Below are 21,188 nucleotides of genomic sequence, written 5' to 3' on the forward strand. Positions count from 1 at the left end.
GGAAGACGTTCAGAAGGAAGGGGAGGATCCGCGCTCCACCGTATAGCGGGCGTAGGTGGCGCCCTGCCAGGGCATGCGCGCGACCTCCAGCACGCCAGCCGCGGGTTCCATGATCAGCGTCGCGGTGGTGCAGGATGCATAGCCCTGGGCGCTGACGCGCCCCGGCCGGCAGACGGAAAAAGGAGTGGCGTGGGTATCGGCGAAGGCGGCCTTCAGGTCCTGCACGCCGAGCTTGTTGCCCGCGGCGGACAGGCGCTGGCGCACGCGCTGGTCGCGGTAGAGGCTTTCCGGCGAGCTGGCGATGCCCGTCTCTTTCAGCTTGCCCAGCGCCACAGGGCTGGTCCAATGGTTGGCGTGGACCAGCAGGCCGTCCTCGGGATAGACCAGGAAGGTCTCGTCGGGCGCGCATTCCAGGCTCAGCGCCAGGCCCAGTTGCGTGCCCAGGATCAGGTTGCACGAACACGCTTTAGGCGTGCCGGTGACGATCTGCAGGGCCAGCGCGTAGTGCTCTTGTTCCAGGGCCTTGCGGCGCACCAGCGGCAGGGGTACGCCGTCCTGCTGGTAGTCGCGGCTGGAGGACATGCCGTTGCCGTTCAGGGTCAACCCGGCCGAGTTCATGCCATAGCGCGCCAGGCCGCCGGCTTCAACGAAGGTAAGCACGTCGGGGCCGTCGTCGCGCAGCACGCGCAGGATGATGATGGTGTCGGCGCAGTCCTGGCGGTTGTCCCAGTTCTGGCCTTGCAGGAAGCTGCCGTTGGCGCTGCGGGCAGGCAGGATGGCAGCGCCGGTGCATTCGTCGCTTGCCACCGCGGCAGAACCGGCAAGCTGCGCGCGCCGGGCCTGGGCCACGATCTCGGTGCGGGCGTTGATCATCAGCACGTCTTCGAAGGAAACGCCGGCGCCCTCGGCGATGCCGCGCATCTCGTCCAGGTAGGCAGGCTCGAAATCCTCGACGGCGCGCGAGAAGTTCGCGATGAGCCGGCGCAGGTCCGCGGGCGAGTACCGCAGCTCTTGCAGCGCACGGGCGTAGATCCCGGCGCTGCGCCGCACGCGCGCGGCGGCCAGGCGTCCGTGCTGCAGTCCGCGCTGGTAAGGCGTGCCGGCCACCTCGACCAGCGGAAAGTAGGCTTGCGCTTCCATGTCTGTTCCTATGCCTGCGGGGCTGCGGGCGTCATTGGTCGAACCGCCATTTCAGGCGTACGCCGCCGCTGTCGTTGGCCTCCAGGGCCGGAATGGCCGACAGCAGCTTGCGCGTGTAGGGATGCTGGGGCGCGTCGAAGATCTGGTCGCGCAGGCCCTGTTCGACGATCTGGCCGTCCTGCATCACGACCACGCGGTCTGCCACCTGCTCGACCACGCCCAGGTCGTGGCTGATGAACAGACAGGAAAAGCCGTGGCGTTGCTGCAATTCGGCAAACAGCTTGAGCACCTGCGCACGCACGGTGACGTCCAGCGCCGAAACCGGCTCGTCGGCGATCACGAAGGCGGGGCGCCGTACGATGGCGCGGGCTATCGCCACGCGCTGGCGCTGGCCGCCGGACAATTCATGCGGGTAGCGCCTGGCGTACTCCGGGCCCAGCCCGACCTCGGTCAGCACGGTCTGGACGCGTTCGGCCTTCTGCGCCGCCGTCATGCCGTCGACCTGGCGCAAGCCTTCGGCCGTGAGCTCGCCGACCGTCATGCGCGGATTCAAGGAGGAATAGGGATCCTGGAACACCATCTGGCAGTTGAGGCGGTAGTCGTTCCAGGCGGCGCCCGTCTGCGCAATGGGCTTGCCGCGGAAGTAGATGCCGCCGTCCGTGGGGGCCAGCAGCCCCGCGATGGCCCGGCCCAGCGTGGTCTTGCCGGAACCCGATCCGCCCACCACCGCCACCACCTCGCGCGGCCGGATCTGCAGGTCGATGCCGTGCAGGGCGCGCTTGGCCTGGGTGCGGCCGAACAGCCGCTGGCGGCCGGCGTAGTCCACCAGCAGCTGGCGCACGTCGACGATGGGCGCCTCGGTCGGAACGGGACGGGCGGGGCCGCGCATGGGCATGGCCGCCAGCAATTGCCGCGTGTACGGATGCGCGGGACGGTCCAGGATCTGCTGGGTGGTGCCTGTTTCCACGATCTCGCCGTGGCGCATCACGATCATGCGCTCGGTGTACTTGGCGACCATGGGCAGGTCGTGGCTGATCATCAGCACGGCCGTATTGCGGGCGCGGGTCAGCTCCAGCATCAGTTCCAGCACGTCGCGCTGCACCACGGCGTCCAATGCCGTGGTGGGTTCGTCGGCCACCAGCAGGGCGGGTTCCAGCAGCATGACGGCGGCCAGCATCATGCGCTGGCGCATGCCGCCGGAGAATTCATGGGGCCAGGCGTCCAGCGCAGCCGCGGGGTCGCGCAGGCCGACGCGCGCCAGCATCTCCAGTATCCGCTGCTTGCGGGCGGCGGCGGACAGGTCCTTGCGGTGCAGCGCCAGCCCTTCGTCGAGCTGGCGGCCGATCTTCATGGAAGGATTGAGCGAGGTCATCGGCTCCTGGAAGACCATGCCGATGCGCGCTCCGCGCAGCTTGCGCAGGGTGGCGGGGCGGGCGTCGGTCAGCGACTTGCCTTCGAACGTGATCGAGCCCGCCGCGCGCACCAGCGGCGGCGGCGTCAGGCCCAGCAAGGCGCGCGCTGCCTGGGTCTTGCCGCTGCCCGATTCGCCGACGATGCCGACCAGTTCCCCGGGCTTGATGGAGAAGCTGACCCGCTTGACGATTTCCCGGCCGCCCGCGCCCACGGTCAGCGTCAGGCCGTTCACCTCTGCCAGCGTCGCGCCGGCGTCCATATGCTTGGTCGTCATGTCATTCACCCGTACGCATGCGCGGATCCAGGCGGTCGCGCACGGCGTCGCCCAGCAGGTTGATGCCCAGCAGCGTGAGCGAAATGCAGATGCCGGGGAAGATGCTGAGATACGTCGCCTGCGCCATGAACGGACGGGCCGAGGCCAGCATGTTGCCCCAGGTCGGCGCGGGAGGCGGCACGCCCAGCCCCAGGAAGGACAGGGCGCTTTCGGCCAGGATGACCCAGCCGAACATGGAAGTCGCCAGAACCGTCAGCGGCGCGACGCAGTTGGGCAGCACGTGGCGGAACATTGTGTAGAGCTCGGAATTGCCCAGCACGCGCGAGGATTCGATGAACTCCTTCTCGCGCAGCGACAGCACCGTGCCGCGCACGATCCGCGTCACCGAAGGCGTATAGGCCAGCCCCAGCGCCAGGATGATGCCGTACTTGTTGGCGCCTACCACCGCCAGCAGGCCCAGCGCCAGCAGCAGGCCGGGAAAGGCCAGCAGGGCGTTGTTGAAGGCCATGATGATGCGGTCGGTCCAGCCGCGCACGAAGCCGGTCAGCACGCCGATGGCGGTGCCCAGCACGATGGAGAACGAAACGGTCAAGAGGCTGATCCAGACGCTGGTCGAGGCGCCCACCATCAGGCGGCTGAGCACGTCGCGGCCGAATTCATCGGTGCCCAGCCAGAACTGGGCGCCTGGCGGCTTGAGCCGGGACGCGAAGCTGATGCCCAGCGGGTCGCGCGGGGTCCAGACGGCGCCGATGAGGGCGGCGCCCACGACGATGGCGATGATGACCCCGCCGATGGCCGCATTGGCGGGCAGGCGGCGGCGCCGCGGTTTCACGGGATTGATGGCTGTAGTCAGTTGCATGGCGGTTTACTCCGCTCCAACGCGGGGATCGAAGGCGGGATAGAGCAGGTCGACGAACAGGTTGACCAGCACGTAGATGACCGCGACGAACAGCAGGCAACCCTGGATCATCGGGTAGTCGCGGGCGAAGATGGAATCGACCAGCAGGCGGCCCAGGCCGGGTATGGTGAACACGGTCTCGACCACCGCGATGCCGCCCAGCAGATTGCCGAGCACCAGGCCGATCAGGGTCCAGGTGGGGCCGAAGGAATTCTTGAATACGTGATGGGTCAGCACCGCGCGCTCGCTCAGGCCCTTGGCGCGGGCATGGGTTACGTAATCCAGGCGCAGGACCTCCAGGGCGCTGGCGCGCGCCATGCGCATCAGCACGCCGATCTCGTGCAGGAACAGCGTCAGGATGGGCATGGCCAGGTACAGCAGGCCGGCGACCGCGTCCTCCGACACCGACACGTAGCCCACGACCGGCAGCCATTCCAGCTTCAGTCCCAGCAGCAGCAACAGCAGCAGGCCCAGCCAGAAGGTGGGGATGGAAACCAGCAGCGTGGCCATGCCGACCAGCGCGATATCGGTGGCACGATTCTGGCGCCAGGCGGCGATGATGCCGGCCGGCACCGCGACCAGGGCGGCGGCCGCCACGGCGGCCAGCACGATGGGGGCGCTGACCAGGAAGCGGTCCCAGACCAGGGACAGCACGGCCTGGCCGGTGGTAATGGATTTCCCCAGGTCGCCCTGCAGCAGGTCGCCGAACCACAAGGCGAATTGCGCGGGCCAGGACAGGTCCAGGCCCATGCGCTGGCGCAGTTCTTCCAGGCTGGCGGGGTCGGCAAGGTCGCCCAGCAGCAATTGGGCCGGATCGCCAGGGATCATGCGGATCAGCACGAAAACGGCGACGGACACGATCAGCAGTGTCGGTATGGCCATTCCGATGCGCGAGAGTGCGAAGCGAAGCATAGGGGGCTCGTAGCTCACGTCCCGGCGCCTGCCGCGGCAGCGCGATGGTGACGATACGGTTGACGGGGCCGCTATGCCGGCTCGGCTGCGGGACGACGTAACTTTGACGTCCTGTCATAAAGAAGTAAAACTAAAATTACTTTGTGATATATAAAGTTCTTCTTACCGATATGGCGCCCACCCGATGAGCTCGATCCGCTTCTTCCGCACCTTCGTCGCCGTGGCGCGCAGCGGGTCTTTCGCCGCGGCGTCGGAACGGGTGTCGCTGACGCCGGCCGCGGTCAGCCTGCAGATGCGCGCGCTGGAAGACGACTTGGGCGTCACCCTGTTCGACCGCAGCGGCAAGATCGTGTCGCTGAGCGAAGGCGGACACCGGCTGTTGCCGCGCGCGGAGCAACTGCTGGCGGTGTACGACGACCTGCGCGACGGCCCGGCCGGCGACGAGCTGGTGGGTTCCATCGATGTGGGGTCGGTGGGCACGTCCATGGCGTTCCTTGCGCGCGCCGTACTGACCCTGCGGGACTCGCATCCCAAGCTGAACGTGCAGCCGGTGATCAGTTTTTCCGGCGACCTGTCGCTGCGCGTGCGGGCAGGGGAGCTGGACGCGGCGCTGGCGGTCAAGAACGCCCACAAGCTGCCTTCGGGCACGCAATGGACGCCGCTCTACACAGAACCCTTTGTGTTCATCGCCAACCGTCAGGCGGCGGGCAAGGCGGACGTGGCCAGCCTGATGGCGCGGCGGCTCTTCCTGCGGCCTTCGCGCGACACGCACACGGGGGCGCTGATCGATGCCTTCGTCCGCAGGAATCACCTGAAGTTTGGCGAGTACCTGGAAATCAATTCGCTGCGGACCATGGTTGAACTGGTACACCAGGATGTCGGCGTGACCATTGTTCCGCTGACGCGCGCGGCGCATTGGGAGGAGGATCCGCGGCTGCGCGTGGCCTACTTCGATGATCCCTCCGCGCAGCGCACCGTCGGGCTGTTCGAGAACGAGGCGCGCAGCCATCTGACCAGCGCCCTCAGGCGCGTTCTGCTAGCCACGATCGAGCAGGATGCCCAGGTCAGGCGGTGATCCCCATTACAATGCGGTATTCATCACCTCACCAGGAGTCATTCGCCATGCGCCACTGATGCCGCCGTCTACGCGACGGCCAGTCTCCACCCACCCCCAAAGAGCAGGGGGAGTTCTTGGCATCCTTGGAATTGCACATGACGAATCCCTATATCGCGCTGGAAGGCGTGTCTTATGTTCTGCCGGACGGCAGAACGCTATTCTCCGGTCTCGACGAACAGTTCGACCTGCGGCCTACCGGGCTGGTGGGCCGCAATGGCGTGGGTAAGAGCGTGCTGGCACGCATTCTTGCCGGGCAGCTGCCGCCGGCCCACGGCCGCTGCCTGCGCTCGGGCAGCGTGCATTACCTGGCCCAGCAGGCGGCGCCCGGCGTGGCGGAAACCGTGGGCGGCCTGGCGGGCATGCAGGCCACGCTGGCTGCGCTGGAGCGCATCGAAGCGGGCAGCGCCGCCGCCGAGGACTTCGACATCGTGGGCGAGCGCTGGGGGGCGCGCCTCGCGTTGCAGCAGGAGCTGGAACGCTGCGGCCTGGGCCATCTGGATGCGGCGACGCCGGCCGCCGCGCTCAGCGGCGGCGAGGCCATGCGTGTCGCCTTGATCGGCGCGTTGCTGTCGGACGCCGACTTCCTGATCCTGGACGAACCCACCAACCATCTGGACAGGCCGAACCGGCAGGCCCTGGCCGAGCAGCTGCAACGCTGGCCGCGCGGTTTGCTGGTGATCAGCCACGACCGGCAATTGCTGGAGGCGATGCAGCGCATCGTGGAATTGTCGACGCTAGGACTGCGCGGGTATGGGGGCGGCTACAGCCTTTACGCGCAGCGCAAGGAAGAGGAACGGAGCAATGCGCTGTCGCTGCTGGAGCAGCGCAAGCATGAGCGCCAACGCGAGGAACAGGCCCTGCGTGTACAGCACGAACGCCAGGAACGCCGCCAGGCGCGCGGCAACCGTCAGGCACGCGACGCCAATCAGGCCAAGATCCTGCTGGGCCGGCAGAAGGCGCGCAGTGAAACTTCCGCGGGCAAGCTGCGCCACCAGCATGCGGCGGCCAGCGAGCGGCTTGCCTGGCGCGTGCGCGAGGCGGCCGCGCAGGTCGACGACCAGGACGCCATCGTGCTGCATGCGCCGCCCGCCGCGATGCCGGCGCAGCGGCGCGTCGCCGAACTGGATGCAGTGGAGCTGCCGTTTGTTCCGGCCGCCACGCGCCGCATCGACCTTACGCTGGGCGGGCAGCAACGGGTGGGCGTGGTCGGTCCGAATGGTTGCGGCAAGTCGACCTTGCTCAAGGTGCTGGCGGGACAGCTGCAGGCACCGGGCGGAACCTGCCGGGTCGCGGCAAAGGCCGTGTATCTGGACCAGGGATTGGCCATGCTGGCGCCGCAGCGGCCGGTGCTGGAGCAGTTGCAGGCGGCCAATCGCAGCGCGACGCAAGCCGACTTGCGCACGCGCCTGGCCCAACTGGGGCTGGACGCGCGCAAGATCGCGGCGCCCAGCGGCGAGCTCAGCGGGGGAGAGCGCCTGAAGGCCGCGCTGGCCTGCGCGCTGTACGCCGACCCGCCCGCGCAATTGCTGTTGCTGGATGAACCCAGCAATCACCTGGATCTGCCTTCGATGCAGGCATTGGAGGCGATGCTGCGCGCCTACCGGGGCGCCTTGGTCGTGGTGTCCCATGACGACGCGTTCATGGAGCGTCTGGACCTGACGCACCGGCTGGTTGCGGGCAGGGAAGGCTGGCGCCTGGAAACTATCTGATCGACAGTTCCAGGATGTCGTCGCCAGCCTCGTCGCGCTCCCCGGTGGGCGTCCACCCCAAGTGGCGGTAGAAGCCATGGGAGCGCACGGCGGGATCGCTGGCGCATGCCAGGAACAGGCGTTCGTGTCCCAGGCTGGCCAGATGGCGGACCACCAGTTGCAGCAGCGTCTTGCCCGCGCCTTGGTTCTCGCTTTCGGGCAGCAGCGCCAGCACCACGATTTCGCCGGTCTCGCGGTCGCCGAAGCAGTAGCCTGTCACCCGGCCGTGCGCGCAGGCGACGAAGCCGGGCAGGTCGCCCGCGCGCACGCCAGCGGCCCAGCTGTCCTCGGTGATGCCCAATGCGTGCAGTTCCTCCACGGAAAATGCGTTCTCTCTCGTCTGGCCGCGGATCGTCAGGCAGGCGGGGACGTCGTCGGCGGTGGCGGGGCGGAATGTCAATGTGCTCATGTCCGTATATTGACACCCTGTGCGCAATCGTGGCGAGCGGTAACACTCCGCGCGTCCGGGCGGCATTAACATCGTCCGCTTCAATCCGCGCACTGCAGGGTGTAGGCATGCTCGAGTCCGTACTCGCGCCATGGGCGCTCACCGGCCGGCTGTGGCTGCGGTTCTGGCCGCAATTGATGGCGCTGGTGCTGGCAGGCACGCTGGCCCGCGATGTGCTGCTGTGGGTGGCGGCGCAGACCGGCTTCGCCAACCATCTGGCCGGCCTGGCCGTGCTTACGCTGGTGGCCCTGGCTCAGCTGGTCACCACTGTCGCCATGTTCCTGGTGCTGCTACCGGGTCTGCCAGCCTTGCAAAGCGCACAGGAAGCGGCGCGCGCCGGACAGGCGGAGGCCGGCGGCAGCAACGGACGTCTGGGGCGGGCGCTGACCGTGGCCTTGTTGCCGTTCTTCGCCTACTACGCCGCCTGGGGTTTCCTGGGCGACATCGTGCGGCAATACTCGCGTCTTGCTTATGGGCTGGATCCGCTGGGCGAGCACGGCAATGTGCTGGACGCGCTGGATTCCCGCTGGCTGCTGGTGTCGGTGGCGATTTCCTGGCTGGTGCGCAAGGCTGCGGTGACGGCGCGCGACCGCACGGGCAAGGGTCGCTGGCAATGGCTGGTGGTGCTGTGCGAAACCAACTGGGTGCTGATCGGCTTGTACGTCATCAGCCGCTGGAAGGACCAGGCGTGGCAGTGGCTGGCCGACCGGCGCGGCCTGGAGGCGTTGTTGCAGTCCCTGATGAACATGCTGACGCCCGTCACGAATGCCTGGGCGGCGGGCATGACGCCCGTGGAGGCGCAGGGGCGCGGCCTGGGCGCCGCGCTGCTCAGCCTGTTCTTCTATGCCTTGTTGCCGGTGATATGGCTGGTGATGGCCGCACTGGTCTATGGCTATGACGTGCGCGACGATGCCGATCTCAGGCGCTATGAACGGCTGCAACGGCTGGGCGATCGCTACCGCGCCGTGCCGCGCTTTCTGCGCGATTTCGTCGAGCATTTCGTGGCCGGCTACCGCAAGCGCTATCTGCCGCTGGCCAGCGGCGTGCGGCTGGCCTTTCACAGCAGCGCGCTGCTGCTGGTTACGCTCATCGTGGGCTACCGCCTGATCGACTGGGGCGCCGCGTGGCTGTGGTACGGCGCGGCGCGCCTGATCGGTCCGCACGACCTGGATACCTGGCAGGTGCTGGCGCATGGCGTTTCGCTGCTGTTCGGCAGCCCCTTCCGCGATTCTTCCACGGGTCTGCTGATCGAACCCGTGCGCATCTGCTTTCTTGCGGCCGTGCTGGAATGCGCTTACGCACCCTGGAAGATGCGCAGCGCGGCGCCCGCGCCAGCAGCGTGAGTCAGCCGGCAGGCTCCGGCGGCGCGAAGCGCAGGTAGGCGGGCCGTTCGGCGTCGATGGACACGGTGATAGACCAGGGCGCGGCTGCGTCGGCGGGCACCATGAAGGCTTCCATGATGTCGACGCTGGCGCCGGGTGCGGCGCCGCTGTGGGCCGCGGCCACGCAACCGCGTGCGGTGCCGCGCGGCAGGCGCAGCGCCGGGGCGATGGCGGGCAGCCAGGTGCGTCCCTGCGCGTCGTGCAGCGCAATACGGCAGCCGCGCCAGCGCGTGGGCAGATCGGCAGATTGCACCTGCACGGAGAAAGCAGCCAGCGCGGCGCGCGAGCCGGGCTGCCAACCCCTGCCGGCAGGTGGTTCCAGTACCGCGAATTGCCGCAGCTGCCATTGCGCGCCGCCCAGCGGCGCCTGCGCGCCCGCCGCGATTTCGCGCGGCTGCAATTCACGGCCTGCGAGCCAGCGGGCCACGCTGTCGCGACCGCTCCAGTACAGCGTCAGCGCGAGCAGCACAGGAAGCAGCCACAGGCTGCGGCGGCGCCAGCGGCGTTCGCTCGCGGCCGCATCGTTCATGGGGCGGCCTCCTGTTCCAGATCATTGTTGGCGGCGGCGATGGGCCGGCCGGAGGCGTCCAGCGGGACGTCGTCCAGCGTAATGCGCACCTGCGAATCCAGGCGCGGGTCATAGCGCGCGGACAGCAGCAGCGTGGCGCCGCGCGCCTGATCCGGCCGGATCTCGAACACCAGCCGCACGGTGCGCGGCAGGCCCGGTTCCAAGGCGTGGGGCGGCTGGTTGCGCGCGAGGGCAAGGCGGTCCGTATGGCGGTAGGCCAGGCCGCCGGGTCCGAGCCAGGCGGCTTCGCCGACCGTGGCCGACGTGTCCCGTGCCGCCAGGCGCAGCCAGACGATGGCCCAGACGCCGCCCGTCGTGCGCGTCTGCGTGGCGCTCAGGCTCTTGTAGTTCAGCTGCTGCGCGAACTGCACGCGCTCCACAGTGACGTCGAACAGCCTGGCGCTCACCGTCTGTCCCATGGCGCCGCTTGCCGTGATGGGGCCGGTCAGCGCCATGTAGCGGGGCGTGGTGCGCTGCATGGCGTACAGAGCCAGCGCGGCGGCCAGCACCAGCAGCAGCGTGCCCAGCCGCGCGCTCATGGGGCCGACTCCGGCGCGCCGCCCGGGGCTATCGGCAACTCGATCCGGCCCACGTTCGCGGGATTGAACCAGCCCGGCGCGCCATACAGGTTGTCGACGGGCTTGTAGATCTTGCTCTGCACCGCGAGCGCGGTGCGCATGGGAACCGCGGCCGCGGGGGGCAGCATCCAGACGAAGGCCATGCGCTCGGGCAGGCCGGGCTGCAGATAAGGCATTTGCTGGGAGTCGCGCAGGCCGACCACCATGGGCTTGCCGGCAGCCGAACCCAACGGCGCATTCCAGCGCAGCAGTCCGAGATAGTCGGCGCTCGATTCGGCGGTGCGATTGGTGAGGTCGGCCTCGACCACCAGCGCCGTGGCGCCGGGCTTGAGCGGCACGCCGTAGACCTTGGGCGTGGAGGCGGTCCAGGCCCGGCGCGGCACCACCTGCCACTGGCCGGTCTGGATCGAGATATCGGCGCCATACACGGGTTCGGACGCACGGTTGAGCTTGCCGTAGGCGCCGTAAATCGCCACGCTGGCCGCGGCGACCAGAGAGCCTATGCCTGCCAGGCTGGCTGCGACACGGGCTCTGAGCGAGTGCAGTACGCGCATCCGGACTCCAGGCGCGCAGGCCGCGCGCATCGGGAATCCCAGATCGTAGGCGTGTCGCTCCTGGCGGGTTTTGTCCTTATGTTTCCATGCATGTCGGGGGCGTCAATGCTGCGTGCGCCGGCCAAGTTTTGAAACAATTCGCCGGGCGCGTTGCGCAGTCCCGGGCGCTTCAGAACAGGTTCAGCGCCCGCGCCACCCACCAGCCCAGGCCGATCGCGACGCCGATCAGCAGCGTCCTGCGCAGGCCGCCGCCCTTGGCCGGCACGGCACCCGGAGGGAGGCCCGCGTTCGGGTCCGATTGGACCGTTGCCGTCGGGGCGCGGGTCGGCGTCGGCTCATCGGTCTCGATCACGAACTCCGGCTTCGCGCCCTGCGGCTTCAATCCCGGCGCGAGATTTTCCACGTCCACGCCGGCATTGCGCAGCATGTCCCACAGGCCGCCATCGCCCTGGCCGGCGCGCAATGCCTCGATGCGTTCGCGTTCGGCGCGCGGCACTTCGTCCAGGCTGTCGTATTTGCGGCCATTGACCGTGACCGCGCCATTCTTGATCTCGACCTTGAAGGACTCGCCGTTTTCGATGCCGGCATAGCTCCAGGTCTCGCTGACCGTGGCGCCGTCCATTCCGCCGTCCAGCAGATCTTCGATGTTGGCGCGCTGTTCAGGCGTGAGGTCCTTCGCGGCGCTCCAGCTGCGCGTCGTCGTGGTGCTGCGCCAGGTCTTGGTTTTTTCGTTCATGCGTGGGTCCGTTGTCATGCGGGTCTAGTGCAAAGGCACTTACTTTGTCCTTAATGCAAAACTTATTTTCATGTCAAGAAAATCGATCTGATATGGTCATCTGAGCGTATCAGATGGCCTAAAAAGCGCATAATGTGCGCACCCTTTCCCAAGCTCCATGTCGTGGGGATCGGGTCGATTTTCTGCAAGCGAAGAGCGTGTTGTCACTAGCTCGGCGGTTCGTGTTCCCAGGTTCATGTTCGGTAGCTAGGACAACTTGGAGTATTCACGGAGATGTCTATGACAGAAGACGCAAAGCCGCGCAGGCGGTTCCTGCAGGCGTTGGCCATTGTGCCGGCGTCGACGCTGGCGGTGGGCGCAATGACCACCGGCTGTACCAACGAGCCGGATAGCGCCGCAGCGCGCGCGGCCAAGCCCTACGAACCCACCTATTTCACCAAGGCCGAATGGGCCTTCATCGTGGCCGCGGTGGATCATCTGATTCCCGCAGACCAGTACGGTCCCGGCGCCATCGAGGCCGGCGTGCCGGAGTTCATCGACCGCCAGATGGAAACCCCGTTCGGCCACGGCAAGCTCTGGTACATGCAAGGTCCGTTCCACACCGACCAGGTGCCGGAACTGGGCTACCAGCTGAACCAGAATCCCCGCGAGGTCTACCGCCACGGCATCGAGGCCTGTGACGCCTGGTGCGTGAAGACGCACGGCAAGGCCTACGCCGAACTGGACAAGCCGCTGCAGGAGCAGATCCTGAAGGACCTGCAGGGCGGCAAGATCAAGTTCGAAACCGTGCCTGCCACGACGTTCTTCAGCTTCCTGCTTTCCAACACCAAGGAAGGCTTCTTCGCCGATCCGATGTATGGCGGCAACAAGAACATGGTGGGTTGGAAGATGGTGGGTTTCCCGGGCGCGCGCGCGGACTTCATGGACTGGGCCGACCAGCCCAACGCGAAGTATCCCTACGGCCCCGTGTCGATCTCTGGGGAGAAGGGTTAAGCCATGGCGATCAAGAAAGACAAAGTCGATGCGGTGCTGGTCGGGTTCGGCTGGACCGGGGCGATCCTCGGCCAGGAGCTGACCGAGGCCGGCTTGCATGTACTGGCGCTGGAGCGCGGCGCGATGCAGGACACGCCCAAGGACGCCGAGTATCCCAAGGTTGCGGATGAGCTGGCGTACTCCGTGCGCGGCAAGCTGTTCCAGGACCTGTCCAAGGAAACCGTGACCATCCGCCATGGCGTGGACGACGTGGCCGTGCCGTACCGCCAGAACGGCTCGTTCCTGCTGGGCACGGGCGTGGGCGGCGCGGGCTTCCACTGGAATGGCATGCACTACCGTGTGCTGCCCGAAGAACTGGAGCTGCGCACCCGGTATGAAACGCGCTACGGCAAGAACTTCATCCCTGAAGGCATGACCATCCAGGATTTCGGCGTGACCTACGACGAGCTGGAGCCGTACTTCACGAAGTTCGAGTACGTATGCGGCACCTCCGGCAAGGCCGGCAACCTGAACGGCCAGATCGTCGAAGGCGGCAATCCGCTGGAAGGCAAGCGCAGCAAGGAATTTCCGCTGCCGCCCCTGACCACCACCTACGGCGCCCAGTTGTTCGACAAGGCGGCGCGCGAGGTCGGTTTCCACCCCTATCCGGCGCCCGCGGCCAATGCTTCGGGTCCGTACACCAACCCTTATGGCGTGCGTCTCGGCCCCTGTAATTTCTGCGGTTTCTGCGAGAACTACGGCTGCTACATGTACTCGAAGGCCTCGCCGCAGACCACCATCCTGCCGGTGCTGCTGAAGAAGCCCAACTTCGAGCTGCGCACGCACTCGCACGTGATCAAGGTCAACCTGGACTCGAGCGGCAAGAAGGCCGTGGGCGTGACCTACATCGATGCGCAAGGCCGCGAAGTGGAGCAGCCGGCGGACCTGGTGATCCTGTCGGCCTACCAGATGCACAACGTGCGCCTGCTGCTGCTGTCCGGCATCGGCAAGCCCTACGATCCCAAGACCAATGAAGGCGTGGTCGGCAAGAACTACGCGTACCAGATGAACGGCGCGGTCAGCGTGCTGCTGCCCAAGGGCACCCAGCTCAATCCCTTCGTGGGCACGGGCGCGGGCGGCGTGGGCATGGACGACCTGAACGGCGACCAGTTCGACCACGGCCCGCTGGGCTTCCTGGGCGGCGCCAGCATCCGCCACGTGCGCTACGGCGGCCGTCCCATCAAGCAGACGCCCACCATGCCGGGCACGCCCAGCTGGGGCACGGGCTGGAAGGCCGGCGTACAGGACGCCTACCAGCGCCACATGTCCATAGGCATTTCCGGTTCGGTGATGTCGTACCGCGACGCCTATCTGTCGCTGGACCCGACCTACAAGGACAGCTTTGGCCAGCCGCTGCTGCGCATGACCTTCGATTGGCACGACAACGAGTTCGACATGCTGGGCTACATGGGCAAGCGCATGGAAGAAGTGGCCAAGGCCATGAAGCCCGAAAAGTACGCCGTGGGAGTGCGCAAGAAGGGCGCGCGCTACGACACGCGGGTCTACCAGAGCACGCACAACACGGGCGGCGCCATCATGGGCACCAACCCCAAGGAAAGCGTGGTCAACAAGTACCTGCAGAGCTGGGACGTGCCCAACCTGTTCGTGATGGGCGCCTGCGTGTTCCCGCAGAACATGGGCTACAACCCCACCGGCCTGGTCGGGGCGCTGGCCTATTGGTCGGCGCAGGCGATCCGCGACCTGTATCTGAAGAACCCCGGCCCGCTGGTCCAGGCTTAAGGAGACGGCACAATGATTAAGCAGACCATTGTTGCGGCCATCTCCGCCCTGGTGGCCAGCGCCGCGTTCGCCGCGGACGGCACGCCGGCCGCCGCCGACGCCCAGATGATCAAGCAGGGCGAGTACCTGTCGCGCGCCGGCGACTGCATCGCCTGCCACACGGCCAAGGACGGCAAGCCGTTTGCAGGCGGCCTGGGCATCGATTCGCCGCTGGGCATGATCTATTCCACCAACATCACGCCCGACAAGGACACCGGCATCGGCAGCTACTCCTACGAGGACTTCGACCGGGCCGTGCGCCATGGCGTGGCCAAGGACGGGCACTCGCTGTATCCGGCGATGCCGTACACCGCCTACGCCAAGGTCACGCCCGAGGACGTGAAGGCCCTGTACGCCTACTTCATGCATGGCGTGGAGCCGGTCAGGCAGGAGAACAAGGACACGGACATCATCTGGCCCTTGTCGATGCGCTGGCCGCTGGGCGTGTGGCGCTGGATGTTTGCGCCCGACGTGGCCACGGCCCCCGTGACCGCGGACACCCAGGGCGCCGACCGCGCCGCGCTCCTGCGCGGCCAGTACCTGGTCGAAGGCCTGGGCCATTGCAGCACCTGCCACACGCCGCGCGGCGTCGCCTTGCAGGAAAAGGCCTTGACCGAGGCGGACGGCTCGGCCTTCCTGTCCGGCGGCGTGGTCGAAGGCTGGCTGGCCAAGAACCTGCGCGGCGACACGACCGACGGCCTGGGCAGTTGGAGCCAGGCGGACATCGTGGCCTTCCTGAAGTCCGGTCGCAACGGCCATTCCGCGGCTTTTGGCGGCATGGCGCAGGTGGTGGGCGACAGCACGCAGCACCTGTCCGATGCTGACCTGAACGCCATCGCGGCCTATCTGAAGAGCCTGCCGCCGGTGAACAAGGACGCCACCAAGCCGCTGGCCTACAACGAGTCCGTGGCGCAGGCGCTGCGCACGGGCAAGGACAAGGGCGACGGCGCCATGGCCTTCCTCAACAATTGCGCGGCCTGCCACCGCAGTACCGGCAAGGGCTATGCGGAAACCTTCCCGCAGCTGGCGTTGAGCTCGACGGTGAATTCGGCGGACCCCTCGTCCCTGATCCACATCGTGCTCAAGGGCGCGCAGATGCCGGCCACCGCGGCGGCGCCCACTGCCTACGCGATGCCGGGCTTCGACTGGCGCATGACCGACAAGGAAGTCGCCGATGTGGTGACGTTCGTGCGGTCCAGCTGGGGCAACCAGGGGGCGGCCGTCACCGCCGCCGACGTGGCCAAGGTGCGCAAGGACGTGGGGGCGGCGCCGCAGCCCGCGCGTTGAGGTCCCCGCGGCATCGCGCAGCGTGATGCAACACGGCGCCGGCAAGCTGCAGGGCTTGCCGGCGCTGTTTTTTCCGCGGAATTTGACAAGAGCCGATGCCGGGCGCAAGCTTCACCACATGCGCCGATCCCTGACCCCGTTCGCTTTGATTATTACCACCATCAAGGTCATGGTGGGTTAGCGCGCGTCGGTACATCGCTACATAAACCCGCCAGAGGCGGGTTTTTTGTTGGCCCGCCTCCTGCCGCAGTTTTTTCCAGGAGAGCACTTCATGATGTCCACAGAACCTTCCGCCGCCGCCACGCCCATGCTGCACTTTCTGTGCGGCAAGATCGGCGCCGGCAAATCCACGCTGGCGCAAGCCTTGGCCGCGCGGCCCGGCACCATCCTGCTCAGCGAGGACAGCTGGCTGGCGGCGCTGTATCCCGGAGAAATCGTGGACCTGACCGACTACGCCCGCTGCGCCAGCCGCCTGCGCAATGCCATGGGCAGCCACGTGGCGGCGCTGGTCCGGGCGGGCTTGTCGGTGGTGCTGGACTTCCCGGCCAACACGCGGCGCAGCCGTGAATGGCTGCGCCAAGTGGCGCAAGAGGCCGGCTGCGCCCATCAGCTGCATTTTCTGGATCTGCCCGATGAGGTCTGCAAGGCCAGGCTGCGCGCGCGCAATGCCTCGGGCACGCACCCTTACACCACCACGGACGAACAGTTCGACATGATCACGGCGTACTTCGTCGAGCCGGACGAAGACGAAGGGTTCAATCTGGTGCGCCACGAAGCCTGAAGAGAGGGCCGCCGGCCGGGCGCGCCTGCTATGATTGCTGGATAAATATCCAGTCTTCCGGCCCGGCCGATGTTCCCCGCCTACCGTTACTACTATCTGCACAACTTCCAGCGCGCGCTGACGTGGGTGGGCGACCGCTACGCCGACCTGCTGGACGACGCCGAGCGCCGCTTCATGGCGGAATTTCCGGCCTTGCCGCAGGCATCCCAGGCCCTGATGGTGCGCATGCTGATGCGGCGCGGGCCATGGTTCCGCGCCAGCCGGCTGACCTACGAGGAGATCGGCGCGGCCGAGGCCGCCGCCGGGCCGCTGCTGCAATTGGGCTGGCTGGACGCGCAGGCGCCGATGACGCTGGATGAACTCTTCGGCCTGCATACCAAGCCGGAGCTGAATCGCATGTTTGCGCAGGTGCCGGCCAAGTCCGCCCCGCGCAAGGGCGATCTGCTGGAGGCCGTGCGCGTCGCGTGCGCGGATGCGCGGCCCTATGCGGACTGGAATCCCGCAGCGGACGAGCCAGTCTGGCGCGTGACCGTATCGGATGTCTGTGAGCGATTCCGCCTGATGTTCTTCGGCAATCTGCACCAGGACTGGTCGGAGTTCGTGCTGGCCGACCTGGGCGTATTCCAGTACGAGACCGTGCTGTTCGATGCCTCGTCGCGCGCCTTCCAGACGCGCGACGACGTGGACTGCTATCTGGCGCTGCACGCTTGCCGCGTCGCGCTGGATGAGGGGGCGGATGCCGATGCGCTGATGCAGGCCGTGCAGGCCTGCGCCAGCGCCAACCCCTGGCTCGAAAAGCGTCGCGCCAAAGTGCTGTTGCGCATCGGGCAGTCCTGCGAGCGGTCGCAGGACTGGGACACCGCGCAGCGCGTGTACGAGGCCTGCGCATATCCTGGCGCGCGCCATCGCCGCATCCGCGTGTATGAACGCATGGCGCGGCACGGCGACGCGTTGGCCCTGGCTCTGCAGGCGCAGGCCCAACCTGAAAGCGAAGAGGAAAGCCAGCGCCTGGCGCGCATGCTGCCGCGGCTGTATCGCGGCGCGGGGCAGGGCGCTCCGGCGCGCGATTCGGCTCCCGCCTTGCTGCGCACCGATCTGACGCTGGCGCGCCCGGCAGAGCGAACTTCGGTCGAATTCGTCACCCGCGATCACCTGCATCGGGACGACGCACCCGTGCACTACGTGGAAAACGCGCTGATCAATTCGCTGTTCGGGCTGCTGTGCTGGCCCGCGGTGTTCGCGCCCTTGCCGGGCGCCTTCTTCCATCCGTTCCAGCGCGGTCCGGCGGACCTGGACGCGCCGGATTTCCATGAGCGCCGCGCGGCGCTGTTTGCGCAATGCCTGGCGCAGCTGGAAACGCCAGGCTACCGCGACCTGATCCTGCAACGCTACGCCGAAAAATCCGGACTGCAATCGCCCTTTGTTTTCTGGGGCTCCCTGTCCGAGGACCTGCTGACGCAGGCGCTGGACTGCCTGCCTGCCGCCCACTTGAAGCTGTACTTCGAACGCCTGCTGCGCGACGTCAAGACCAACCGCTCCGGCTTGCCGGACCTGATCCGCTTCTGGCCGGCCGAGCGCCGCTATGAGCTGATCGAGGTCAAGGGGCCGGGCGACAAGCTGCAGGACAACCAGATCCGCTGGTTGCAGTATTGCGTGTCGCACGGCATGCCGGTGCGGGTGTGCCACGTCAGCTGGCGCGAGGACGCGGCATGAGCTACGCCGTGGCGGTGCGCGCCCTGTGCGAATTCACGGCGCGGGCGGGGGATCTGGACCTGCGCTTCACGCCTGCGCCCACGGGTCTGGAGGGCATGGCGGGCCATGCCGCCGTGACGGGGCGCCGGGGGCCGGATTACGAGACCGAGTTGGCGCTGTCCGGCCTGCATGAAAACCTGCTGGTGCGCGGCCGCGCCGATGGCTACGACCCCGTGGCCAATCAGCTCGAAGAGATCAAGACCTACCGCGGCCAGCTTGAAAGTGTGCGCGATAACCACCGCGCAGTGCATTGGGCGCAGGCCAAGGTGTACGGGCATCTGCTGTGCCAGGCTCGCGGACTCGCAAGCCTGCACGTGGCGCTGGTGTACTACAACGTGGTCACCGAGGAAGAGACGGTGCTGGTGGAAGCGCACGAGGCCGCCGCGCTGCAGGCGTTCTTCCGCGAGCAATGCGGAAGATTCCTGGCCTGGGCAGCGACCGAGCTTGCGCACCGCCAGGCGCGCGATGCGGCGTTGGAAGCGCTGAAGTTCCCGTACGGCGAGTTCCGCGCGGGGCAGCGTGAGCTCGCCGTGGCCACGTACCGCACGGCGCGCGACGGCGGCTGCCTGATGGCCCAGGCGCCCACCGGCATAGGCAAGACGCTGGGGACGATCTTCCCGCTGCTCAAGGCCAGCCCGGGCGCGAGCCTGGACAAGATTTTCTTCCTGGCCGCCAAGAGTCCGGGCCGCGGCCTGGCGCTTGAGGCGCTGGACACGGTCAACGCGCAGCCGGCTGCGCCCGGCTTGCGGGTGCTGGACTTGCAGGCGCGCGACAAGACCTGCGTCCACCCGGACCTGGCCTGCCACGGCGAGTCCTGCCCGCTGGCGCAGGGATTCTACGACCGCTTGCCGCAGGCGCGCGAGGCCGCGCTGTCGCATGCGCGGCTGGATGCCGCCACGGTGGCGGCCACCGCGCGCGAACATCAGGTCTGCCCGTACTACCTGTCGCAGGAGCTGATCCGCTGGAGCGACGTGGTGGTGGGCGACTACAACTACTACTACGACGCCAGTGCGATGCTGTACGCCATGACGCAGGTGTACCAATGGAAGGTGGCGGTGCTGGTGGACGAGGCCCACAATCTGGTCGACCGGGCGCGCCGCATGTACACGGGCGAGCTCGACCAGGCCTCGCTTGCGGCGGCGCGCTACGCCGCGCCCAAGGGGTTGAAGAAGTCCCTGGATGGTTTGCAGCGCTCATGGAACGCGCTCAACAAGAAGCAGGCGGAGCGCTACCAGGCCTATGACGAGGTCGCGGCCGGCGTGCTGGCCGCGGTGCAGAAGGCGGTGGGCGCGATCATGGAGCACATGGCCGAGAACCCGCTGCCGCAGGACGATCCCGTGCTGGCGTTCTACTTCGAGGCCTTGCAATTCATGCGGCTGGCCGAGCAGTTCGGCTCGCACGCGCTGTTCGATGTGACCCTGTCGGACGCCAGCGCGGCCGGCGCCAAGACGCCGCCCTCCGTGCTGTGCGTGCGCAACGTGATCCCGGCGCCTTACCTCGCGGCGCGTTACGCGGCGGCGCATGCCACGGTGCTGTTCTCGGGCACGCTGAGCCCGCAGCAGTTCTACCGCGACACGCTGGGCCTGCCCGCAGCCACGCCCTGGCTGGACGTGGCCGCGCCATTCCTGGCCGAGCAGTTGGCGGTGAGGGTGGTGGGCAACGTATCCACGCGCTATCGCGATCGCGAGCGTTCGCTGGCGCCCATCGTCGAACTGATTGCGCGGCAATACGCCGAGCGGCCGGGGAACTACCTGGGTTTTCTCAGCAGTTTCGACTATCTGCGCCAGGTGTCGGACCTGATGCGTGAGCGCCATCCCGCGGTGCCGATCTGGCTGCAGACGCCGGGCATGGACGAGGCGGGCCGCGCGGCGTTCCTGGCGCGCTTTACCGAAACGGGGCAGGGCGTGGGCTTCGCGGTGCTGGGCGGCGCATTTTCGGAAGGCGTGGACCTGCCCGGCAAGCGGCTGATCGGCGCGTTCATCGCCACGCTGGGGCTGCCGCAGGTGAATCCCGTGAACGAGAACATGAAGCGCGCCATGGACTTGCGCTATGGCGTGGAGAACGGCTACGACTACACCTACCTGTACCCCGGCATGCAGAAGGTGGTGCAGGCGGCGGGCCGCGTCATCCGCACGGAACACGACGTGGGCACGGTGCACCTGATCGACGACCGCTACCGCCGCGCCAAGGTGCGCGGGCTGCTGCCGGGCTGGTGGCGGATCGAGTGATCAGGCCGGGTGCAGTTCGGTCAGCGGCTGGCTGGGGTCGCGGCTGAGCTGGTACCCATACCAGAGGCTGCGCGCCATGCGCCGGGCCATTTCCTGGGCTGCGTCGGCCAGCGCCCGGTTGGGCAGGGCGTCGGTGGTCTCCTGCCATAGCGCCAGCCAGCGCTCGAACAGTTCTGCGCTGAGGTTCGGCATGGCGGCATGCTTGGGCATGGGCATGCCGGTGAAGCGGCGCGTGCCCAGCAGCACGGCGGACCAGAAATCCGACAGGGTCGCCAGATGCTCGTCCCAGTCGTGCACCTGGCTGTTGAAGACCGGGCCCAGCTGCGCGTCCGCGCGCGCCTTGCCGTAGAAGGCGTGCACCAGGTCGCGGATTTCGGCTTCGGTGCAGATGTCTGCGTCTGAGGTCAAGGTCGTCTCCTTGTGGGGCGGAAGGCGATCTTAGGGCGGGTGCGCCAGCCTGCGGTTTGATCTGGCGCAAGTTTTCCGGCCTGCCGCGGGATCCGGCGCGCCAAGCGCGGCGCCTGTGGTTTGCGTAGTATCGTCTGCCTGCGCGGCCGGCGT

19 protein-coding genes are annotated in these 21,188 nt (G+C 67.5%); 9 read left to right on the top strand and 10 right to left on the bottom strand.

What is annotated here, in order from left to right:
* Positions 1–9: 9 nt before the first annotated feature.
* The 4 genes from DXK93_RS24095 to DXK93_RS24110 are packed head-to-tail and all read right to left on the bottom strand — an operon-like array spanning position 10 to position 4,637.
* The gene (locus DXK93_RS24095) at positions 10–1,140 is read right to left on the bottom strand and encodes a C45 family peptidase (protein WP_119451374.1); all 1,131 of its coding nucleotides are present in this window, start codon (positions 1,138–1,140) and stop codon (positions 10–12) included.
* A gap of 31 nt (positions 1,141–1,171) precedes the next feature.
* The gene (locus tag DXK93_RS24100) at positions 1,172–2,827 is read right to left on the bottom strand and encodes an ABC transporter ATP-binding protein (protein WP_119451375.1); all 1,656 of its coding nucleotides are present in this window, start codon (positions 2,825–2,827) and stop codon (positions 1,172–1,174) included.
* Between the two features lies 1 nt (position 2,828).
* Entirely contained in the window at positions 2,829–3,686 is an 858-nt protein-coding gene (locus DXK93_RS24105; protein WP_054456358.1) for an ABC transporter permease, read from the bottom strand.
* Between the two features lie 6 nt (positions 3,687–3,692).
* Positions 3,693–4,637, bottom strand: coding sequence for an ABC transporter permease (locus DXK93_RS24110; protein WP_119451376.1), 945 nt, complete (start codon positions 4,635–4,637; stop codon positions 3,693–3,695).
* Between the two features lie 184 nt (positions 4,638–4,821).
* Here DXK93_RS24110 and DXK93_RS24115 point away from each other — a divergent pair, with 184 nt between their 5' ends.
* Together DXK93_RS24115 and DXK93_RS24120 are read left to right on the top strand one after the other, a co-directional pair.
* The gene (locus tag DXK93_RS24115; RefSeq protein ID WP_054456360.1) at positions 4,822–5,712 is read left to right on the top strand and encodes a LysR family transcriptional regulator; all 891 of its coding nucleotides are present in this window, start codon (positions 4,822–4,824) and stop codon (positions 5,710–5,712) included.
* Positions 5,713–5,849: 137 nt separating this feature from the next.
* On the top strand, positions 5,850–7,463 hold the full coding sequence (locus DXK93_RS24120; RefSeq protein ID WP_119451377.1) for an ATP-binding cassette domain-containing protein: 1,614 nt from the start codon (positions 5,850–5,852) through the stop codon (positions 7,461–7,463).
* Here DXK93_RS24120 and DXK93_RS24125 read toward each other — a convergent pair.
* Positions 7,456–7,911 carry a GNAT family N-acetyltransferase gene (locus DXK93_RS24125; RefSeq protein WP_119451378.1) on the bottom strand — a complete coding sequence of 152 codons (456 nt, stop codon included), beginning with the start codon at positions 7,909–7,911 and terminating at the stop codon, positions 7,456–7,458. The genes DXK93_RS24120 and DXK93_RS24125 overlap by 8 nt on opposite strands.
* Before the next feature lie 107 nt (positions 7,912–8,018).
* On the opposite strand from DXK93_RS24125, the gene DXK93_RS24130 reads away from it, so the two are divergent.
* Positions 8,019–9,293 carry a hypothetical protein gene (locus DXK93_RS24130; protein WP_119451379.1) on the top strand — a complete coding sequence of 425 codons (1,275 nt, stop codon included), beginning with the start codon at positions 8,019–8,021 and terminating at the stop codon, positions 9,291–9,293.
* A gap of 1 nt (position 9,294) precedes the next feature.
* Here DXK93_RS24130 and DXK93_RS24135 read toward each other — a convergent pair whose 3' ends face one another.
* The 4 genes from DXK93_RS24135 to DXK93_RS24150 all read right to left on the bottom strand — a co-directional run bounded on the left by DXK93_RS24135 (position 9,295) and on the right by DXK93_RS24150 (position 11,768).
* On the bottom strand, positions 9,295–9,861 hold the full coding sequence (locus DXK93_RS24135) for a hypothetical protein (RefSeq protein ID WP_119451380.1): 567 nt from the start codon (positions 9,859–9,861) through the stop codon (positions 9,295–9,297).
* On the bottom strand, positions 9,858–10,439 hold the full coding sequence (locus DXK93_RS24140; RefSeq protein WP_119451381.1) for a hypothetical protein: 582 nt from the start codon (positions 10,437–10,439) through the stop codon (positions 9,858–9,860). The genes DXK93_RS24135 and DXK93_RS24140 overlap by 4 nt, the downstream gene beginning before the upstream one ends.
* On the bottom strand, positions 10,436–11,032 hold the full coding sequence (locus DXK93_RS24145) for a hypothetical protein (protein WP_054456366.1): 597 nt from the start codon (positions 11,030–11,032) through the stop codon (positions 10,436–10,438). The genes DXK93_RS24140 and DXK93_RS24145 overlap by 4 nt, the downstream gene beginning before the upstream one ends.
* A gap of 169 nt (positions 11,033–11,201) precedes the next feature.
* Positions 11,202–11,768 (bottom strand): hypothetical protein, encoded by a 567-nt coding sequence (locus DXK93_RS24150; protein WP_119451382.1) that lies wholly within the window; start codon positions 11,766–11,768, stop codon positions 11,202–11,204.
* A gap of 279 nt (positions 11,769–12,047) precedes the next feature.
* On the opposite strand from DXK93_RS24150, the gene DXK93_RS24155 reads away from it, so the two are divergent.
* The 6 genes from DXK93_RS24155 to DXK93_RS24180 all read left to right on the top strand — a co-directional run bounded on the left by DXK93_RS24155 (position 12,048) and on the right by DXK93_RS24180 (position 20,627).
* The gene (locus tag DXK93_RS24155; RefSeq protein WP_054456371.1) at positions 12,048–12,761 is read left to right on the top strand and encodes a gluconate 2-dehydrogenase subunit 3 family protein; all 714 of its coding nucleotides are present in this window, start codon (positions 12,048–12,050) and stop codon (positions 12,759–12,761) included.
* 3 nt (positions 12,762–12,764) lie between these two features.
* On the top strand, positions 12,765–14,540 hold the full coding sequence (locus DXK93_RS24160; protein WP_054456372.1) for a GMC family oxidoreductase: 1,776 nt from the start codon (positions 12,765–12,767) through the stop codon (positions 14,538–14,540).
* A gap of 12 nt (positions 14,541–14,552) precedes the next feature.
* Complete coding sequence (locus DXK93_RS24165) at positions 14,553–15,866, top strand: cytochrome c (protein ID WP_119451383.1); 1,314 nt, start codon at positions 14,553–14,555, stop codon at positions 15,864–15,866.
* 271 nt (positions 15,867–16,137) lie between these two features.
* Positions 16,138–16,647: an ATP-binding protein gene (locus DXK93_RS24170; RefSeq protein ID WP_054456374.1), complete on the top strand. Its 510-nt coding sequence runs from the start codon at positions 16,138–16,140 to the stop codon at positions 16,645–16,647.
* A 69-nt stretch (positions 16,648–16,716) separates the two neighbouring features.
* The gene (locus tag DXK93_RS24175; RefSeq protein WP_119451384.1) at positions 16,717–18,360 is read left to right on the top strand and encodes a VRR-NUC domain-containing protein; all 1,644 of its coding nucleotides are present in this window, start codon (positions 16,717–16,719) and stop codon (positions 18,358–18,360) included.
* Positions 18,357–20,627, top strand: coding sequence for an ATP-dependent DNA helicase (locus tag DXK93_RS24180; protein ID WP_119451385.1), 2,271 nt, complete (start codon positions 18,357–18,359; stop codon positions 20,625–20,627). Before DXK93_RS24175 ends, DXK93_RS24180 begins: the two co-directional genes overlap by 4 nt.
* Here DXK93_RS24180 and DXK93_RS24185 read toward each other — a convergent pair whose 3' ends face one another.
* Positions 20,628–21,035, bottom strand: coding sequence for a group III truncated hemoglobin (locus DXK93_RS24185; RefSeq protein ID WP_119451386.1), 408 nt, complete (start codon positions 21,033–21,035; stop codon positions 20,628–20,630).
* Positions 21,036–21,188 lie beyond the last annotated feature (153 nt).

The sequence above is a fragment of the Achromobacter sp. K91 genome, from assembly GCF_003576205.1.
Taxonomy (GTDB): domain Bacteria; phylum Pseudomonadota; class Gammaproteobacteria; order Burkholderiales; family Burkholderiaceae_B; genus Achromobacter; species Achromobacter aegrifaciens.

Coding starts and splice junctions, on each gene's coding strand:
- DXK93_RS24095 (WP_119451374.1), bottom strand. CDS start 1,140: ATGGAAGCGCAAGCCTACTTTCCGCTGGTCGAGGTGGCCGGCACGCCT.
- DXK93_RS24100 (WP_119451375.1), bottom strand. CDS start 2,827: ATGACGACCAAGCATATGGACGCCGGCGCGACGCTGGCAGAGGTGAAC.
- DXK93_RS24105 (WP_054456358.1), bottom strand. CDS start 3,686: ATGCAACTGACTACAGCCATCAATCCCGTGAAACCGCGGCGCCGCCGC.
- DXK93_RS24110 (WP_119451376.1), bottom strand. CDS start 4,637: ATGCTTCGCTTCGCACTCTCGCGCATCGGAATGGCCATACCGACACTG.
- DXK93_RS24115 (WP_054456360.1), top strand. CDS start 4,822: ATGAGCTCGATCCGCTTCTTCCGCACCTTCGTCGCCGTGGCGCGCAGC.
- DXK93_RS24120 (WP_119451377.1), top strand. CDS start 5,850: ATGACGAATCCCTATATCGCGCTGGAAGGCGTGTCTTATGTTCTGCCG.
- DXK93_RS24125 (WP_119451378.1), bottom strand. CDS start 7,911: ATGAGCACATTGACATTCCGCCCCGCCACCGCCGACGACGTCCCCGCC.
- DXK93_RS24130 (WP_119451379.1), top strand. CDS start 8,019: ATGCTCGAGTCCGTACTCGCGCCATGGGCGCTCACCGGCCGGCTGTGG.
- DXK93_RS24135 (WP_119451380.1), bottom strand. CDS start 9,861: ATGAACGATGCGGCCGCGAGCGAACGCCGCTGGCGCCGCCGCAGCCTG.
- DXK93_RS24140 (WP_119451381.1), bottom strand. CDS start 10,439: ATGAGCGCGCGGCTGGGCACGCTGCTGCTGGTGCTGGCCGCCGCGCTG.
- DXK93_RS24145 (WP_054456366.1), bottom strand. CDS start 11,032: ATGCGCGTACTGCACTCGCTCAGAGCCCGTGTCGCAGCCAGCCTGGCA.
- DXK93_RS24150 (WP_119451382.1), bottom strand. CDS start 11,768: ATGAACGAAAAAACCAAGACCTGGCGCAGCACCACGACGACGCGCAGC.
- DXK93_RS24155 (WP_054456371.1), top strand. CDS start 12,048: ATGACAGAAGACGCAAAGCCGCGCAGGCGGTTCCTGCAGGCGTTGGCC.
- DXK93_RS24160 (WP_054456372.1), top strand. CDS start 12,765: ATGGCGATCAAGAAAGACAAAGTCGATGCGGTGCTGGTCGGGTTCGGC.
- DXK93_RS24165 (WP_119451383.1), top strand. CDS start 14,553: ATGATTAAGCAGACCATTGTTGCGGCCATCTCCGCCCTGGTGGCCAGC.
- DXK93_RS24170 (WP_054456374.1), top strand. CDS start 16,138: ATGATGTCCACAGAACCTTCCGCCGCCGCCACGCCCATGCTGCACTTT.
- DXK93_RS24175 (WP_119451384.1), top strand. CDS start 16,717: ATGTTCCCCGCCTACCGTTACTACTATCTGCACAACTTCCAGCGCGCG.
- DXK93_RS24180 (WP_119451385.1), top strand. CDS start 18,357: ATGAGCTACGCCGTGGCGGTGCGCGCCCTGTGCGAATTCACGGCGCGG.